This is a genomic window from Nocardioides salarius, from assembly GCF_016907435.1.
Lineage (GTDB): Bacteria > Actinomycetota > Actinomycetes > Propionibacteriales > Nocardioidaceae > Nocardioides > Nocardioides salarius.
Genome location: NZ_JAFBBZ010000001.1, coordinates 951,988 through 967,835 on the forward strand (window position 1 = coordinate 951,988; position 15,848 = coordinate 967,835).

Here is a 15,848-nt window from a genome sequence, read left to right on the forward strand (position 1 = left end):
TCAGTGGTCCTTCTCAGAAGCGGAACGGGTGCTGGTCTTGGCGTTGCTGGCCGGTGAGGTCTGGGGGCACACGGGCTCCTTGGTGCCCTTGGTCTTGCGGATGCTGGCGCCGAGTCGGTGCTCGCTGTTGCGTCGCATCGCCTCCTCGGTGCCCGGTGCGCCGGGTGCGACCGGGCCGTTGGTGGCGGCGCTGGCGCGCAGGCCGTCGAGGAGCACGTGCAGGAGCCGGGCGGACGCCTGCTCGGAGATGTCGTGGGTGCGCTCGACGAGGCCCGCGTTCGCCATCAGCAGCAGCACGACGTCCTGGGTGGTGAAGTCGTCGCGCAGCACGCCAGCGGTGCGAGCGCGGGCGACCAGCTTCACCAGCCCCTTGAACGCGCGCGCCCGGACGTCCTCGATCTCGGGGGCGCGAGCGACGTCCATCGTCACCAGGTCGGCCATGCCGCGGTCGCGCGTCTGCATGGCGCCGACCGCGGTGACGTAGGACGCGAACCCGTCCCACGGGTCCGGGTTAGCCAGGGCCGCCTCCACGGCGTCGAGCTCCTCGACCATGCGCTCGGCGAACACCGCCTCGATGAGGTCGCCTCGCGTGGCGAAGCGCCGGTACAGGGTTGCGTTGCCTGTGCCTGCGAGGCGGGCGATGTCGTCCAACGGGGCGTCAAGCCCGTGCTCGGCGAACACCGTACGGGCGGCTTCGACGATGGCGGCCCGGTTGCGGGCGGCGTCTGCTCTCAGCTCCATGGTCATCACAACCTACGTCAAGTGGGGGACATTCCCCACTTGAAGGAGAATCTCTGGGCGGGTGGTCGCCAGACCCCTCGACCTGACCTCCCGGAGGTTCGCAGCCAGTGGCGGTGGGGCGCGGTGACGGCACTCGCGGTGGCACCGGTGCTGCGGTGGGCCACGCCTCACGAGTACGCCAGGCTGAAGCAGCAGGCAGCAGAGCACCCCCGGTGGTGGAACCGGCGGCCGAAGCCAAGGTTGCAATGAACCCGATCGTGGAGCGAGCCTCCGTTCGCGCGTCGGCGCACCAGGCGACTCGCTGACTTGAGTGTGGGCAGTGCGCACTCATCTCGGCAGATGAGTGAGCTTCGGTCTCTATAGCGACACACCCAGACGGCCGCACCTCCGACGTCGCCAAGCTGCACGAGTGGCAGCGCCGCGAGGTAGGGGAGGTGTCGGGCTGGTGGGGGCCGTCATGGTCTACGGACCGGAGGGGCAGTACCGCGACCTCGTGCCTGCTGATCGGCTCGTGTCGCCGGTCTACTGCGGGCGGCTGCCCGGTGGGGAGATTCGGGACCGGGAGGAGTGCGGGGTGTCGGGCCCCTGTCTAGAGAGGCTCGCCGCAACTCGCGCAGACGTCTTCACCGTTCTCATAGATGCCGCCGCAGCAGTAGGTGGCGAAACCAGAGGCGCACTCGTTGCAACCGAAGTCCGGGGAGAAGTCGTTATCTTCGTCCAGGTCGGCTCCGCAGAACGAGCACTCGTCAAGGTCCCCACCACCACCGCTGCCTGCCGCGCCGCCGTTGCCGCCCAATCCAGCAAGCCGTCCCCAAATGCCCATACCGAAGAAGATAAGCCCGCGGTGGTCGCCTGTCCGCATGTCGGCTATTCCGGATGTTCGGGTTGGCGCCGCTAGGCGGCGGAGTAGCGCACCTCACACGTAGGGCTGGGGCCCCGGCTCGGGCCTTGAGGGCGACTTCGCTTCGTTGGCTGTCGCCGCACACTCCGACGCTCGGCCGACCGCCTTCGCCGAAACCCATGCTCTGCGTCCGTCCCAGAGCTGCCTCAGGCATGTCACGCGAACGCCGCTCGACGCAATGACGGCGACCGAGACCAGTGTGCCGGTTGCTCGGCGTCAAGCCCCCCGCCCCCAGGAGACGGACCTTACGACGGGGTCGGCGTGGGAACCGAGGTCACCCGGTCGAGGGGCACGGAACGGTCATGAGTCCGTTTCCTGATGTGGCCCCTGGGCGGCAGATCAAGCATCGTCATCACCCAGGATCGCGTCGATGTTCGGGCCCGTCGTGTATGCGTCCTTGAACTGATGGTGCTCCACTCCGGTCCACTCGCTCGGCTTGAAGACGCCCTTGTGCTGCAGCGCCCCAGCGACCTCGATCCTTGCGGACGCGGTTGTCGCCCACTCCTTCGCTTCGATCGTTGGATACTCCGCGCTGCCCGCCTCGGCGGGAGGCACCTGGACGACCCTAAAGCGAGCAGTGGGCTCGAGGTGCAGCCCTCGGATGTGGAACGTGGCCTGCTCGTAGGTCGTTTTGGTGACCTTCACAGCGAATGTGCCTCTACAGATGATCTTGGTCGGCCACACATTCCACTGCTTGTCAGCCGTGGGCGGCTTGGCCAGCACGAAGTCGAGCGTGCCGCCCCTGTCTATGTAAGAACCGCTCAGCGAGACAGTCCTGCCTGGTCCGGGCAAAACGTCAGTAAGTTTGAGCGTCCCTTCAATCCTGAGTTCCTGAGCGTCAAGTCCGCCATCGAACGTCGTTCGGGTGAAGGAACAGCCGCCTTCGATAATGGCGCCGTTGAGGATGACCTTGCCGCTGATGGTGGCGTTCCGCAATTTGAAATCAGCGAGACGGGCGTAGGCCAGATTGAAGTCGCACCCTGCCCACAGAGCGTCGGTTCCATTGACTCGGCTGCTGATGAGCTCCATGACCGTGCGTCGCACCTGCTGGTCACCGTCGTCAGGAAGATCGATTGGGTACTGCTGCTCTTCGACGTAGGTCTTCATTTTCTGCTGCATCCGGAGGAGCGCACATAGAACGTCGACGCACGTCTGACGTTGATCCGGCCAGTCATCCGCCAGTCGAGCGAGGGAGTAGACCCCAGCCAACCTGACGGCGGGTTGGTCATGACCGAGCTGGGACGCAGCGTCTTGAAAGCGCTTTGCCAACCCCTCGGATTCAAGTCGCGCTGCCGTAGCTCGTGACGTCTCGGCGTTGAGTGCCACCGAGTCCTCGGACGCCTTCGCCGATCGTTCTGATGCCTCGGAACTCTTCTTTGCTGCTGCGGCTGACTCTCGGGCCGCGGCCGCCGCCTCGCGGCCGGACTTTCGCTGGAGGATCGCAGCGAAGAGAGCAACACCGGCGGCCAGTACTGCGGCGATCAGGGTGAGGTAGGGAACCCACTGCGGAGGTGTGGTGGTCATTGAGCCGGTTCCTCCTCCCGTTCCGTTCGAAGGGGAAGGCGATGGGGCCGGTACGGACGTCACGAGGTCGACCAGCAGATGCAAGGTCACGGGTGGTCACTCGCGCAATCGCTAAGCCATTCCATGCAATGTAGTGAACCAGTTTTCGAGCCGCTTTCTGGACGCTCAGCTATCGCGTCGCCCCAGGATCTCGGTGGTGACGAGCGTCGTCTGCGTCGTCCACCGCGCCAGCGCACTTGCGCGCGGTGCGACGGACGAGAGCTCGGTTGAGACGTGGCACTAAGACGTCATTGATCAGCGGTGCGTCACTCTGGGAGGCACTTACCACCCTTGACGGGATCATCAGCATGAGCGGAAGTCTGCGAGACCTGACGCCCACACCCCCATCTGCAAGAGATGCGAATTGAATCGTTCCATTGCAACAGATCCGCGTCGCGTGGCGCGGGGACCGGCACCTAGCGCACCGTGAGGAGACCGAGGGCTGGTCAGCGATGCTCGCCCGCATTTCCGACCTCCAGGAACGCCTCCGGGTTCTCGAAGATGAACAGAGCCCAGGGTTGCGGTGCCTGGAAGACGCCCGTGCTGACGACTGCGTGAGGATGCGCTCGCTCGAATCCGCTGGCATTCGACTCTCAACTACATCCGCGACCTCCTACACGGAGACAAGTTCGCGGGCTTGGTCGCCCCGGTGACGCCGCCGGGTATGGCAGCGCACCTCACTCAGGAGGACCACGGCCTCGTGGTCGACCAGGTGGAGACCACCTACCGGCGCACCCTCGACTACGCCGACGACGAGATCGTTGAGGAAGTCACCGGGCCTGGTGAGCCGTTCGACGACACGGAGGAGACCCGGTCCTGAGACATGCGGCCGGATTACCCGCTACCTGGCGTCCGGGGCGTAACGTGTCAGCCACAAGACGTCTGGACGTCCAATATGTCCCTGTCGGTGGAGGCTGTCATGGTTGCTCGTCGTAAGCCCGGTTCAGTCCGGGACGCCATCCTTGAGGAGTTCAAGGCGAAGAAGGGGGCGATGAGCATGGGTGAGATCGCCGAGGGAGTCGAGACACGGCTTGGCGAGTCCGTAGCCCGGTCGTCAATCCGTTCCTACCTGAACCTCAACACCCCCGGCACTTTCGAGCGCACGGGCCGAGGCACGTACCGGCTCGTGCGAGGACGCTGATGAAGCCCGCGTTCCGGCGCGGGCCCGCCACTCTGTACAACGCTGATTGCATCGAGTGGCTCCAGGCTCGACGCAAGCAATCGGTGCACGCCGTCGTCACGGATCCTCCCTACGGTCTCGTCGAGTACAACGAGATCGAGAAAGCCAAACTGCGAACCGGCAAGGGTGGCGTCTGGCGTATCCCACCGTCCTACGACGGTCACACGCGCTCACCCCTCCCCCGTTTCACCACCCTCACCGAGCGTGACCTGACTAACCTCGATCGGTTCTTCGGCGACTGGGCGACCGCACTATTGCCTGTGCTAGTGCCAGGTGCGCATGTGCTCGTGGCTGCCAACCCGCTCGTGTCGCACCGGATCAGCGTCGCTATGGACTCGGCCGGGCTGGAAAGGCGAGGCGAGATCGTTCGCCTGGTGCAGACCATGCGTGGCGGCGACCGTCCGAAGAACGCGCACGAGGAGTTCGCTGACATCACAGTCATGCCGCGCTCTCAGTGGGAGCCGTGGCTGCTGTTCCGTAAGCCGCTGGAACCGAAGGTCACAGTCGCCGACAACCTTCGCAAGTACGGCACCGGAGCACTGAGGCGCACCTCTGCGGACCAGCCGTTTGGTGACGTCATCAAATCGCATCCAACCAGGCCAGACGAGAAGAGGCTGGCCGGGCACCCGTCGCTCAAGCCGCAGTCGTTCCTGCGCACTGTCGTTCGGGCGATGCTCCCCCTCGGACATGGCGTCGTGCTGGACCCGTTCGCGGGGTCAGGTTCCACTCTCGCGGCTGCTACCGCTGTCGGGTACGACTCGATCGGTGTCGAGTTGGACCCTCAGTACGTGGAGATCGCTCGCCAGGCTGTTCCGGCGTTGGCGCAGTACAAGACCAAGTCGGACCCTCAGGTCATCCCCTAGCCTCCGGTACCCGGCTTCACTTGTTGCGGGCCTTGTAGGCGTTCACGGCATCGGCCACAACAACTGTGCCGTCTGCGATCGCTTGTCTCGCTCGGTCGAGTGCGATGACGCTCAATCCTTGGAAGGCGACGTTTCCGGCTTTGGTGCGACGGATTTTGTAGCAGGCTGGGTCGCTCTTGAGGTCCATGACGTGGATGACTGCGTGGCCCTGGTACTGAGTGAGACCCAACTTCGGGCCCAGAGCATTGAGCGCGATGTTGTACTTGTCGAATGTGTCGACCTCGCGGTAAGCGACGGCTTCCTCTCCGGCTGCTGCTGGACGCACCGTTAGTTCGCCTCGCTTCGGGTCGATCTTGAGCGAGATCTCCTGAACCTGCTCTGAAGAACGGGGACCGCCCACCAGTTGCAGTCCGACGATGCCCGGCAGGATCGTCTGCCAAGTCGCGTTGTCCTTGATGGATTCAACGGCGCGGTCGATGTCGGCTTTCGTGGGTGCCTCTTCTTCCCCGCGGGCCGCGCGGTCGAGGGACATGAGAGGCCGCAGTCGGGCCTCGGCCTCGACGCGCTGCCGCTTGCCTGGACCGAGCATCGCTGCGATCTGTTCAAGTTCTTTGCCGACCACTAAGCCCACATCGCTCGGTGGCTGAACGGAGACCGGGAGGACCCGACCGGGCATGACATCGGTCAGGTCTTGGTTGGTCAGGCCCTTGAGTACCTTGCGGAAGATGGTGACGGCGGACCGGAGGTGGATCCAGAGAACGTCTTCTGACATCGCGATGACGTCGTGAGTGGCGGTGTCGCGGACCTCGGTTAGCGCGAGAAGCAGGACACGGTCGCCTTCGTCCAAGATCTTGAGGTCCGCCTCTGCGATGTTGATGCACTTGCCGAGGTCGAACGACTTGGAGGTGCCGGGAAAGCACACGTTCCTGCGCTTCTCGAAGATGGCCGCCTTGAGCAGCATCTCGAACGCGTGTGCTGCGAACATGACTACGGCGTGCTCACGCCCCATGGGCGAAGGCCGGTTGAACAGTTCGATCGCCAGCGTCAGAGACTCAACCGCTGTGGAGACGTACTGCCTGGTCTTCCGGGCAGCCATATGTCAGTGACCGTCCAGGGTCGGCTGCTCGTCGGCGTCGCCTGGCTTGGTGGTCTTCTTCGTACTCCCCTTCTTGGGCATCTTCCCGGTCGGGCTTCGCCAGGGCTCCGTGTTCTCGTTGAACGGCATGTCCAAGTAGACGGGGTCCTGCCGCCACTTCTTGAGTCCGTCCTTGTGGAGCGTGGCGGTCCTGGTGCCGAGTTCGCCTCGGTTGTTCAGACGGAAATCGCCGGTCTCAACTTCGTTGATGTAGACCTCACGGAACGTGAACGGCTCTCGGTCTTGGGCTGCGATCCAGGAACGGTTGTCCACCTCATAGGTGAAGACACAGAGGACCTGTTTGCGTGCGCCGTGTGTGTCTACTGCACCGCCGGACTTGCGTGATGCCTTGACCTCTACCCCGTCTTCGCCTGACGCGGCTGCGTCTCCCGGATAGCGGTCGCGGACAAGAAGGTCTGGGTGGCCGTTGTGTTGCAAGTTGGGTGTTAGGGCTCTGGCGTGCTGGCCGAGGCTGTCGGTCAGCATGTCGGAGATCATCCCGGACAATCCGGCTGGGCGGATCATGTCGTCGAGCCGTCGGAAGCCCTTCCCCATGAGGTACGAGTTGACGTCGTTGAAGTAGTCGCACACGTCTTGCATGGCGGCTTCGAAGTCGAGGCGGCGCAGTGAGTGTGGGTAGCCGGGGTGCGGGAGGAAGCACTCCTGCCGGACGGTCGCTTTCCGAGGCTCGGGCACGGGTGTACCCAATCATGTTGGACGATCGGCGGGGCCGGATTGTCCGACGTCCCAGGTGCTCGGTTTGATGACCTTTGTGAGTGTGTCCTTGCGTGTCCGTAGGGGAGGCAGTAAACCTGCTCGGGCATAGCGTCAGAAGTGCTGATTGAGGCTCAGTTGAGCAATCCCGGCGGCCTTCTAATCCGCCGGTCGCAGGTTCGAGTCCTGCCGGGGGCGCTCGTCGCGGCGCCGGCACCTCCACGGTGCCGGCTCAGCCGCTGCGCGGGTCCCGAGTGGTCGGCCGCAGCACCCGGACCCGCTCGGGGCGGAACCCGTGCTGCATGGCCCAGGCGACGGCCTGCGACCGCGAGCCGGCGCCGATCTTGCGGTAGGCGGTGCGGATGTAGGTCTTCACCGAGTTGATGGACAGGTAGGTGCGCTCGGCGATCTGCTGGTTGGACAGCCCCGCGCAGATCAGCGCGAGCACCTCGGCCTCGCGGGCGGTGAGCCCGCGGTCACGTCCGGGCCAGGCGCCGACCTCGGGCAGGGCGGAGTCGCCCACGTCCTGGGGTCGCAGCTCGGCGCCGGCCGCCACCTGCTGCAGCGCCCAGGCCATCTCCTGGCCGGTCACCTGCTTGGAGAGGTAGCCGCTGGCACCACGGGCCAGGGCCCGCTCCACGAGGTCGGGCTCGGTGTTCCAGCTGAAGACGACCACCTTGGCGCGGCCGTCGTCGACGAGCGTGGGCAGGTCCACGCCGTCCCCCTGGTCCTGCCCGAAGGTGTCGTAGAGGACGACGTCGACCTCGGAGCGCACCTCGGCCCCCGTGACGATCTCGACCACGCGCACCCGGTCGGCGTACGGCTCGAGGACGGCCGCGACCCCCGCCACCACGATCGGGTGGTCGTTGACGATGGCGACCCGCACGGGCACCCCGACGACTGTCATGGCGCCGATCGTATTTCACCCGGCCGGAGGGTGCCCGCCCCTCGAGGCGATACTTAACCTTGGGCCACGAGCGTGAGGGGCGAGATCTTTGCCGCAGTCCTGGCAGCAGCACCCGGAGTGGGGCCGGGTCCCGACCCTGGATCCGCGCTCGATCCCCGACCGGTGGCACCGCCTCGTGGTCGTCTCGGCCCACCCCGACGACGAGAGCCTGGGGGTGGGCGGCCTGATCGCCACGGCGCACCGGGCCGGGCTCGAGGTGTACGTCGTGCTGCTCACCGCGGGTGAGGCCTCCCACCCGCCGGGCCGCGAGGTGTCGCGGCACGCCCTGGCCACCGAGCGGCTGGCCGAGATGGACCGTGCCGTCGGGCTGCTGGCGCCCGGCACACCGGTCGTGTTCCTGGGGGCACCCGACGGCGGGGCCGCCGACGTCGAGGACCAGATGGTGGTCGCGCTCGGTGACATCGTCGGCGACGGCGCGGGCACCCTGCTGGTCGCCCCCTGGCGCCACGACGGCCACCCCGACCACGAGGCGGCCGGGCGCGCGGCCGCGCAGGTCGCGCGCAGCAGCGGCGCCTGGTTGGCCGAGTACCCGTTGGTGATGTGGCGGCTGGGCGAGCCCGACGCGGCCCCGTGGGAGCAGATGGTGCGTCTCGAGCTCGCGCCGCAGCTGCGCGAGACCAAGCTCGACGCGATCAGGGCGCACGCCAGCCAGCTGCGCGCCCTCTCCCCCGACGACCCCCCGGCCCTGTCCGGGCCGATGCTGGCGCACTTCACGGGCCACGCCGAGCACCTGGTGCTCACCCCGGCCGAGGCGGACGCGCTCGACCCGGACGACGACGGGCTGCGCCAGCGGGCCTGAGCCCCCGGCTTCTCAGCCCTGGTGGGCGTCGATCTCGCCCAGGAGGCGTGCGGCGACGTCGGCGGGCGCGAACGACGCGTGCACCGAGGCCCGGGCCAGGTCGCGCACGCCCTCCTCGTCGAGGTCGAGCAGCCCGGCGGCGATGACGTACTCGTTGTTGAGCGTGGTGCCGAACATCGACGGGTCGTCGGAGTGCACGGTGACCGTCACGCCGGCGTCGCGGAACGCGCGGATGGGGTGCTCGTCGAGCGCGGCCACGGCCCGCGTGGCGATGTTGGACGAGGGACACACCTCGAGCGGCACGCCGGTGTCGGCGAGGTGGCGCAACAGCTCGGGGTCCTCGGCGGCCGAGGTGCCGTGCCCGATCCGCTCGGCGCCGAGCAGGGTGAGCGCGTCCCAGACCGTCTGCGCGCCGGTGGTCTCGCCGGCGTGCGGCACGCTGCGCAGGCCGGCCGCCCGCGCGGCGTCGAAGTGGGGCTGGAACTGGGGGCGGGGCACCCCGATCTCGGGTCCGCCGAGGCCGAAGCCCACCAGCGCGTCGGTGCGGTGCTCGAGCGCGTACTCCAGCGTCTTCTCCGCGGCGGGCAGGCCCGCCTCGCCGGGGATGTCGTAGATCCAGCGCAGCACCAGACCGAAGTCGCGCTCCGCGGCGACGCGGGCGTCCTCGAGCGCCTCGGTGTAGGCCTCGATGGCCATCCCGACACCCTCCTCGTGCGGGCGCACCGAGGTGTACGGCGTGCAGGTGAGCTCGGCGTAGCGCACCTGCTGGCCGGTGGCCAGCTCCCGGGCCACCTCGTAGGTCAGGAAGCGGACGTCCTCGGGGGTGCGGACCAGGTCGACGACGGCCAGGTAGACCTCGATGAAGTGCGCGAAGTCGCGGAACTCGAAGAAGCGCCGCAGCTCGTCGAGGTCGCTGGGCACCACCCCGGGGTGCCGCGTCGCCAGCCCGGAGACGATCTCGGGCGAGGCCGAGCCGATGTGGTGCACGTGCAGCTCGGCCTTCGGCAGCCCGGCCACGAAGGCGGCGAGGCCGGTGGTCGGCTCCGGCGCGGCTCCTGGCGTGCTCACTCGACACCCGCGACCAGGAGCTCGGCGATCTCCTCGACCGAGCCGCCGTTGACGACCTCACCGTCGAGCAGCACCGTCGGGGTGCCCTGCACGCCGGCGTCCTGGGCGGCCTGCGTCGCCTCGTCGACCCAGTCGCTGCGGGCCCCGGACTCGATGCCCTCGGCCACCGCGTCCTCCTGGGCGCCGGCCTCGACGGCCAGCTCGACGAGGTCCTCGTCGGACGGGAAGGGACCGCTCTCGGACGGCTGGTTCTCGAAGAGGAGGTCGTGGAAGGCCTTGGCGACCTCGGGGCCGGACTCCTCGAGCACGACGGCGAAGGCGTTGGTGGCCCGGCCCGAGTAGTCGCTGATGCGCGAGAGCAGCTCGAAGGGCCGGTACTCCACGGTCACCTTGCCCTCCTCGGCGAGCCGGGCGAGGTCCGCGCGGGAGGCCTCCTCGAGCTCGCCGCAGAAGGGGCAGAGGAAGTCCTCGTAGATGACGATGTCGTGCGGGGCGTCGGCCTCGCCGATGGTGACGCCGTAGTCGCCCTGCCCTGCCGACGGGGCGGCCACGTCGGCGCTGGTGTCGCGGTCGCGCTGGACGAGGAAGCCGACCCCGATGACCAGCACCATCGCCAGCACCACCCCGCCGACCGACAACAGCTTGCGGCGCCGCTCGGCGCGCTCCTGCTCGGCGCGTGCCTGCTGGGCCCGCGCGGTGCGCTCGGCCGCCCTGGACTTGCTGCTGCTCATCGTTCTCCCTCGTGGCTCGGGTGGCCGTCGTGGATGGTGTCGTGGTGGTCGTGAATGGTGTCGATGTCGTGGGGGCTCGCCGGTCGCGGGGCGAGGAAGAAGTTGTCGAGCGCCCAGCGGGTGCGCGGCAGCGCGACCAGGTAGACCGAGGCCGCCAGCAGGGCGGTGTCGCGCGCGATCTCCCAGGGGTACTTCGACGCCGCGTCGGGGTCGCTGCCACCGCCTCCGAAGCAGCCGCAGTCGATGGTCATGCCGCGCGCCCAGACCGAGGCGATGGCGACGATGAAGGCGACGAACAGCACGGCGGAGACGACCGAGGCGCCCCGCGTGAGCAGGCCCAGCACCAGCGCCAGCCCGATCACCACCTCGAGGACGGGCAGCAGCTGGCCCACCGTGGGCAAGACCGCCTCGGGCAGCAGGTCGTAGGCCCGCACCGCGGCCACGGACGCACCCGGGTCGGGCAGCTTCACCGCACCGGCGGCGATCCAGACACCCCCGGTCGCCAGGCGCGCCAGCAGCCCGATCCACTCCTTGACCGCGTCGCTCACACCACGACCCTAGGAGAACCGGCTGAGCAGCCGCTGAGAGAGGGCCCCGGTCCCGGACGCACCCGCGCGTAGGGTGTGGGCCCATGAGTGACCGACTGGTGTGGATCGACTGCGAGATGACCGGCCTGGACCTGGGCGCCGACGCCCTGATCGAGGTCGCCGCGCTGGTCACCGACTTCGACCTCAACGTGCTCGGCGAGGGGGTGGACATCATCATCAAGCCGCCGGCCGAGGCGATGGAGCAGATGATCCCCTTCGTCCGCGAGATGCACGAGAAGTCCGGCCTGCTCGTCGAGCTCGAGCAGGGCGTGAGCCTGGCCGAGGCCGAGGAGCGGGTCCTGGCCCACATCAAGGAGCACTGCCCCGACGGCAGCCGCCCGCCGCTGGCGGGCAACACCGTCGCGACCGACCGGGCGTTCCTGGCCCGTGACATGGCCACGCTGGAGTCGTTCCTGCACTACCGGATCGTCGACGTCTCCTCGATCAAGGAGCTGTCGCGGCGCTGGTACCCGCGGGCCTACTACGCCGCTCCGGAGAAGCGCGGGAACCACCGGGCCCTGGCCGACATCCAGGAGAGCATCGAGGAGCTGCGCTACTACCGCGAGGCCGTCTTCGTCGCGCCCCCCGGCCCCGACAGCGCCACCGCCAAGGAGGTCGCCGCGCGCCACGGCGGCTCGATCACCGGTCTCGCCGAGCCCTCCTGAGGCACCGCGGCCCGCCGGGCGAGCCCGATTCTGCACCGCCGGGCCGTGTGCCCTAGACTCTGCGTCGTTCCGGCCACGGCCGGATCGTGGTGGGCGTAGCTCAGCTGGTAGAGCACCGCGTTGTGGTCGCGGGGGTCGCGGGTTCAAGCCCCGTCGTTCACCCCACTGCCGTCGGGCCCCTGGTCTCGCACTCGTGCGAGCCAGGGGCCCGACGCACGTCCCGGCCCGGGCACTCCCGCGGGACGGATCGCCCTAGGCTGGGGTCGTGGTCGACCGGTCCCCTGCCGCCCTCGTGCGCGCCGAGCACGACGACCCCCGGGTCGTCGCGGCGGTGCGTCGCTACGTCGCCGAGCTCGACGAGCGCTTCCCGGGCGGCTTCGCGGTCACCGCGTCCGACCTCGTCGACCCCGGCGGTCACTACCTGCTCGCGGTGCTCGACGACCGCGTGGTGGGGGTGGGCGGCGTGCGGGCGCTGCCGGGGACCGACGGTGTGCCCACCGCGGAGGTCAAGCGGATGTGGGTCGACGCCACCGCCCGCGGCGCCGGCCTGGGCCGGCTGCTGCTGGGCGGGCTCGAGCAGCTCGCCCTCGACCTGGGTCACCGCCGGGTGCTGCTCGACACGAACCTGGCTCTGGGCGAGGCCGTCGCGCTCTACGAGCGCTCGGGCTACGAGCGTGTGGAGCGCTACAACGACAACCCCTACGCCCAGGCCTTCTTCGCCAAGGACCTGGGCGGCACCGCCTGACCGGCCCCGCCCGGGCCGGGCCGGTCAGGGCGATCGTCAGGCCGGGACGTGGCCGAAGCGACCGCTCTGGAAGTCCTGGTAGGCCTCCATCACCTCGGCGCGGGTGTTCATCACGAACGGACCGGCCCACGCGAGCGCCTCGCGGATCGGCCGGCCGCCCAGGACGACCACGTCGAGGGCCGGCGTACGGCTGTCCTGGCGGGCGTCGGCGCTGACGCTGAGGTAGTCGCCGGCACCGAGCACGGCGGTCTGGCCGGTGCGCACCGGACGCCCCTCGACCCCGACCGACCCCTGGCCGCTGAGCACGTAGACCAGCGCGTTGTGCTCGACGTCCCACGGCAGGTCGAGACGGGCCCCCGGCTCGACGGTGGCGTGCACCAGGCTCATCGGCGTGTACGTCGCACCCGGGCCGGCGTGCCCGTCCACGGTGCCGGCGATGACGCGGACCAGCGCCCCCGCGTCGGGCGTCGTCAGCAGCCGGACCTCGCCGGAGCGGATGTCCTGGTAGCGCGGGTCGCTCATCTTGGCGCTGCGCGGCAGGTTCACCCACAGCTGGATGCCGTGGAAGAGCCCGCCGGACTGCACCAGCCACTCGGACGGCGTCTCGATGTGCAGCAGCCCGGAGCCGGCGGTCATCCACTGGGTGTCGCCGTTGGTGATCGACCCGCCGCCCCCGTGGGAGTCGCGGTGGTCGAAGACGCCGTCGATCATGTAGGTCACGGTCTCGAAGCCGCGGTGGGGGTGCCAGGCGGTGCCGCGCGGCTCGCCCGGCGCGTACTCCACCTCGCCCATCTGGTCCATCATGATGAACGGGTCGAGGAGCGCGAGGTCGATGCCGGCGAAGGCCCGGCGCACCGGGAACCCCTCCCCCTCGTGGCCCTGGGGCGCGGTGCTGACCTGCAGCACCGGGCGGGGCTGGTCGCCGAGGCCGGGCGAGCCCAGCCGGGCCAGGGTGGTGAGGTCGTCGACGGTGATCGCGGGCATGGGGCCCACCTCGCTTCGTTGCTGGGACGGGGACTCCCGGTCAACGGTAGTTGAATGTTGGATATACCGAGTCAGGCCATCGCCGGCAGCTCCAGCACGAAGGTGGTGCCGGCGCCCGGCTCCGACTCGGCGCGCAGCGTGCCGCCGTGCTGGGTCACCACGGAGTGCGCGATCGAGAGGCCCAGGCCGCTGCCCGGGATCGCCTGCGCCTGGGCCAGCGAGGAGCGGAAGAAGCGGGTGAAGAGCCGTTCCTGCTCGGCGCGCGGGATCCCGATGCCGGTGTCGACGACGGTGATCGTGCTGCCCTGCTCGTTCCGGCGCAGGACCACCTCGACCCTCCCGCCGCGCGGGGTGAACTTCACGGCGTTGCCGACCAGGTTGATCACCACCCGCTCGAGCATGTCGCGGTCGCCGAGGAAGGGCACCGGCACGCCGGGCACCTCGACGGCGATCGGCACGCCGGCTCGCTCGCCGCCGGGCGAGACCACCCCGCACCCCGCCCGCACGACGTCGCCCAGGTCGAGCACCTTGCGCTCGAGACCCAGGCCCGACTCCTGGACCCGCGAGAGGGTGAGCAGGTCGTCGATGAGCGTGAGCAGCCGCTCGCTGTTGGCCGCCACCTTGGCCACCGCTGAGCGCTGCTGCTCGGAGAGGTCGCCGAAGGAGCCGTCGCCGAGGAGCTCCAGGTAGCCCTGGATGCTGGTGATCGGGGTGCGCAGCTCGTGGCTGACGCTGGAGACGAACGCGTCCTTGACGGCGTCGACCTCCTGCATGCGCGCCAGCGCCTCGCGCAGCGCGTCCTCGGCGGCCACCCGGTCGGTGACGTCCTCGCTGGTGCTGACGTAGCCCAGCACCCGGCCCGCCTCGTCGGTGATGCGCCCCAGCGTCATCGAGTGCATCCGCTCGGTGCCGTCCTTGCGCACGAAGCCCATGTCGGCCCCGGCCATGTCGGGCTCGAGCATCCGCGCCGACACGCTGGCGAAGTCGTCGGCGACGCCCAGCTCGCGCGCCTTGGCGCTGACCTGCCCGGTGCTGTGCAGGACCCGCGTCGGCAGCCCGGTGACCTCCTCGGCCGCCCAGCCCAGCAGCCGCTCGGCGCCCGGGTTGAAGAGGGTGATGCGACCCTCGCGGTCGGCGCCGACGATGGCCATCCCGGTGGCGCTCTGCACGATCCGGCCGAGGGTGTCGCGCTCGGCGGCTGCGGCTCGAGCCGCCTCGACGCTCTCGCCCACGCGCAGCAGCAGCGGCACCACGATCAACGCGCAGGTCGCGGCGTACGCCGCCAGCAGCACGGCGCGGGCGTCGCGCGGCAGGTCGAGCAGCACCAGCACGTCGGCGAAGGGGCCGCGGCCGGCGGTCGTCATCACCACCGCCAGGGCCAGCACCACGACCAGCTGGGCCAGCGCCTCGCGCGGGCTGACCCGCAGGGCGCTCCAGGCCAGCAGCGGGATCAGCAGGAAGGCCACCGGGGGGAAGAGCGTGGGGGCCAGCACCGCCGGCGCGAGGAGGAGCACCAGCCCCCACTGCAGCACCCGCTCGGGCCGGTGGGCGATGGGACCGTGGCCGGGCAGCCGGGCCCACAGGGGCGTGAACACGAGCTGGGAGGCCAGGTGCGAGGCGCCCAGCGCCAGGCCGACGAAGCCCGGCTCGCCGAAGCCGGTCGCGGCGGAGGTCAGCGCTCCGCCGGCCAGGCCGAAGAGGCCACCGAGCAGGCCGGCGCCGAGGTAGCGGCGCAGGTCGGCGTCGGAGACCAGTCGCCACGGTCCCTCCCCGCCTGCCAGCAGGAGGCGGGAGACCACCCAGGTCTCCAGCACGATCGTCGCCGTGTAGCCCACCACGACCTCGGCCGGGCGCTGCGCGAGCGAGAGGGTGAGCAGCGCGACGAGCAGCACCGCCCCCAGCAGGACGGGCGCGTGCCGGCGCGGGGCGAGGACCAGCACCCCCGTCGCCGCACCGACGGGCCAGATGCCGATCACGTGCGAGTCGTCGGGAGCCGCCCGCACGGCAGCCAGCCCGAGCAGCGCGACCAGGCCCAGCAGGAACGCCACACGGAGCTGCCAACGCCCAGCCCGGCCGGTGGTGCTCGTCGAGCTCGTCGGCACGACGCTCCTTCCCAGGACGGCGACGGCTCCCCCGTCGCGCTGGGTCATCGTGGCACCCGCGTCGTGGCGGCCCACCCACGACGCCGAGGATTTGTCCTGGTCG

The 15,848-nt window shown here is 69.4% G+C and carries 16 protein-coding genes and 1 tRNA gene; 6 read left to right on the top strand and 11 right to left on the bottom strand.

The genetic code is table 11. The features are described 5' to 3' along the window. From JOE61_RS04625 to JOE61_RS04635, 3 genes are all read right to left on the bottom strand, one after another. Nucleotides 1-741 carry a TetR/AcrR family transcriptional regulator gene (locus tag JOE61_RS04625; RefSeq protein ID WP_193667778.1) on the bottom strand — a complete coding sequence of 247 codons (741 nt, stop codon included), beginning with the start codon at nucleotides 739-741 and terminating at the stop codon, nucleotides 1-3. 589 nt (nucleotides 742-1,330) lie between these two features. Then, the gene (locus JOE61_RS04630) at nucleotides 1,331-1,603 is read right to left on the bottom strand and encodes a hypothetical protein (RefSeq protein ID WP_193667777.1); all 273 of its coding nucleotides are present in this window, start codon (nucleotides 1,601-1,603) and stop codon (nucleotides 1,331-1,333) included. A gap of 378 nt (nucleotides 1,604-1,981) precedes the next feature. Beyond that, nucleotides 1,982-3,166: a hypothetical protein gene (locus tag JOE61_RS04635; protein WP_193667776.1), complete on the bottom strand. Its 1,185-nt coding sequence runs from the start codon at nucleotides 3,164-3,166 to the stop codon at nucleotides 1,982-1,984. A gap of 703 nt (nucleotides 3,167-3,869) precedes the next feature. Between JOE61_RS04635 and JOE61_RS04640 the strand changes: the two genes are divergently transcribed. Then, nucleotides 3,870-4,025: a hypothetical protein gene (locus JOE61_RS04640; protein WP_193667775.1), complete on the top strand. Its 156-nt coding sequence runs from the start codon at nucleotides 3,870-3,872 to the stop codon at nucleotides 4,023-4,025. Nucleotides 4,026-4,345: 320 nt separating this feature from the next. Continuing rightward, a complete protein-coding gene (locus JOE61_RS04645; protein WP_193667774.1) occupies nucleotides 4,346-5,248 on the top strand; it encodes a DNA-methyltransferase in 903 nt (300 codons plus the stop codon). Nucleotides 5,249-5,264: 16 nt separating this feature from the next. Here JOE61_RS04645 and JOE61_RS04650 read toward each other — a convergent pair whose 3' ends face one another. The 3 genes from JOE61_RS04650 to JOE61_RS04660 all read right to left on the bottom strand — a co-directional run bounded on the left by JOE61_RS04650 (nucleotide 5,265) and on the right by JOE61_RS04660 (nucleotide 8,004). Next, nucleotides 5,265-6,344: a DUF3644 domain-containing protein gene (locus JOE61_RS04650; protein WP_193667773.1), complete on the bottom strand. Its 1,080-nt coding sequence runs from the start codon at nucleotides 6,342-6,344 to the stop codon at nucleotides 5,265-5,267. 3 nt (nucleotides 6,345-6,347) lie between these two features. Beyond that, nucleotides 6,348-7,079: a hypothetical protein gene (locus tag JOE61_RS04655; RefSeq protein ID WP_193667772.1), complete on the bottom strand. Its 732-nt coding sequence runs from the start codon at nucleotides 7,077-7,079 to the stop codon at nucleotides 6,348-6,350. Nucleotides 7,080-7,329: 250 nt separating this feature from the next. Further along, nucleotides 7,330-8,004, bottom strand: coding sequence for a response regulator transcription factor (locus JOE61_RS04660; protein ID WP_193667771.1), 675 nt, complete (start codon nucleotides 8,002-8,004; stop codon nucleotides 7,330-7,332). 88 nt (nucleotides 8,005-8,092) lie between these two features. Here JOE61_RS04660 and JOE61_RS04665 point away from each other — a divergent pair, with 88 nt between their 5' ends. Next, entirely contained in the window at nucleotides 8,093-8,863 is a 771-nt protein-coding gene (locus JOE61_RS04665; RefSeq protein WP_193667770.1) for a PIG-L deacetylase family protein, read from the top strand. 12 nt (nucleotides 8,864-8,875) lie between these two features. Here JOE61_RS04665 and JOE61_RS04670 read toward each other — a convergent pair whose 3' ends face one another. The 3 genes from JOE61_RS04670 to JOE61_RS04680 are packed head-to-tail and all read right to left on the bottom strand — an operon-like array spanning nucleotide 8,876 to nucleotide 11,210. Further along, nucleotides 8,876-9,931 (bottom strand): adenosine deaminase, encoded by a 1,056-nt coding sequence (locus tag JOE61_RS04670; RefSeq protein WP_193667769.1) that lies wholly within the window; start codon nucleotides 9,929-9,931, stop codon nucleotides 8,876-8,878. Further along, nucleotides 9,928-10,662 (bottom strand): DsbA family protein, encoded by a 735-nt coding sequence (locus JOE61_RS04675; protein ID WP_193667768.1) that lies wholly within the window; start codon nucleotides 10,660-10,662, stop codon nucleotides 9,928-9,930. Before JOE61_RS04675 ends, JOE61_RS04670 begins: the two co-directional genes overlap by 4 nt. Beyond that, nucleotides 10,659-11,210, bottom strand: coding sequence for a MauE/DoxX family redox-associated membrane protein (locus tag JOE61_RS04680; RefSeq protein ID WP_193667767.1), 552 nt, complete (start codon nucleotides 11,208-11,210; stop codon nucleotides 10,659-10,661). The genes JOE61_RS04675 and JOE61_RS04680 overlap by 4 nt, the downstream gene beginning before the upstream one ends. Before the next feature lie 83 nt (nucleotides 11,211-11,293). On the opposite strand from JOE61_RS04680, the gene orn reads away from it, so the two are divergent. The 3 genes from orn to JOE61_RS04695 all read left to right on the top strand — a co-directional run bounded on the left by orn (nucleotide 11,294) and on the right by JOE61_RS04695 (nucleotide 12,659). Further along, the gene (orn, locus tag JOE61_RS04685) at nucleotides 11,294-11,914 is read left to right on the top strand and encodes an oligoribonuclease (protein ID WP_193667766.1); all 621 of its coding nucleotides are present in this window, start codon (nucleotides 11,294-11,296) and stop codon (nucleotides 11,912-11,914) included. 89 nt (nucleotides 11,915-12,003) lie between these two features. Next, nucleotides 12,004-12,079, top strand: a tRNA-His gene (locus JOE61_RS04690). A 100-nt stretch (nucleotides 12,080-12,179) separates the two neighbouring features. Next, nucleotides 12,180-12,659: a GNAT family N-acetyltransferase gene (locus JOE61_RS04695; RefSeq protein ID WP_193667765.1), complete on the top strand. Its 480-nt coding sequence runs from the start codon at nucleotides 12,180-12,182 to the stop codon at nucleotides 12,657-12,659. Between the two features lie 36 nt (nucleotides 12,660-12,695). Here the strand turns inward: JOE61_RS04695 and JOE61_RS04700 are convergent, their stop codons facing one another. Continuing rightward, nucleotides 12,696-13,643, bottom strand: coding sequence for a pirin family protein (locus JOE61_RS04700; protein WP_193667764.1), 948 nt, complete (start codon nucleotides 13,641-13,643; stop codon nucleotides 12,696-12,698). A gap of 71 nt (nucleotides 13,644-13,714) precedes the next feature. Beyond that, complete coding sequence (locus JOE61_RS04705) at nucleotides 13,715-15,793, bottom strand: PAS domain-containing sensor histidine kinase (protein WP_193667763.1); 2,079 nt, start codon at nucleotides 15,791-15,793, stop codon at nucleotides 13,715-13,717. Nucleotides 15,794-15,848 lie beyond the last annotated feature (55 nt).